Genomic DNA, 1,048 nt, shown 5'->3' on the forward strand with positions numbered 1-1,048 from the left:
TCACTTCCACCCAAACCCACCGAACCCGGCACACCGGATGAACGCTCGCGCGAAGAATTGCTCAAGGAAAACGAGTATCTGCGTGCGGAGGTAGCCTACCTAAAAAAGCTCGATGCGCTGCTGGCGAAGAAGCAGGCAGCGCAAAAGAAAAAGCGCAAATAGTGTGCGAGCTTAGGCAGCACCATCCGGTAGCGGCACTGCTGAAGGCGGCCGGGTTGGCACGCAGCACGTTCTATTACCAGCTCGGGACGCTGAACGCCGAGGATCGCCACGCCGATCTGAAGGCGAAGATCCGGTCGGTGTTCGACCGTCACAAGGGCCGCTACGGCTATCGACGCGTCACGGCAGCGATTCGGCAAACCGGGCATCTGGTCAACCACAAGGCCGTGCAGCGGCTGATGCAGCAATTGCAACTAAAGTCCTAGGTGCGCCCGAAGAAATACCGTTCATGGCGAGGCGAGATCGGCAAAGCTGCGCCCAACCTGCTGCAACGCCAGTTCGAGGCCACTGACGCCAATCAAAAGTGGGTGACGGATGTGACTGAATTCAAGGTGAACGGCCAGAAGCTGTATCTGTCGCCGGTGATGGATCTGTACAACGGCGAGATCGTGGCTCACCAGATCGACAGACGAGCGAGCTTCGAGCTCGTCAACGGCATGCTGAAGAAGGCGCTGGCCAAACTCCCCCGTAAGGACAAGCCGTTGCTGCATTCGGATCAAGGCTGGCACTACCGGATGCCGCAGTTCCGTCGGGCCCTGGCGCGACGTGGGTTGACGCAAAGCATGTCCCGCAAAGGCAATTGCCTCGACAACGCGGCGATGGAAAGCTTCTTCGGCACGCTCAAGTCTGAGTGCTTCAAACGCCAGCGCTTCACTTGCGTGGAGCAATTACGCGAGACGCTGGAACGCTATATCCATTACTACAACCACGAACGCATCAAGCTCAAACTAAAAGGACTGAGTCCCGTGCAATACAGAACTCAGTCCTTACCCGCTTAGTCTTTAACTGTCCAACTTTGCGGGGTCAGTTCAGAAGGGCGGGCTTTTTC

General features: G+C 57.3%; 1 pseudogene. It reads left to right on the forward strand.

Features of this window, described 5'->3' with window-relative positions:
* Window positions 1-998 (forward strand): annotated as a pseudogene (locus SB786_RS35510) (IS3 family transposase); the annotation flags it as partial.
* Window positions 999-1,048: the final 50 nt, after the last annotated feature.

The organism is Burkholderia sp. SIMBA_062 (assembly GCF_046534765.1).
Lineage (GTDB): Bacteria > Pseudomonadota > Gammaproteobacteria > Burkholderiales > Burkholderiaceae > Burkholderia > Burkholderia ambifaria.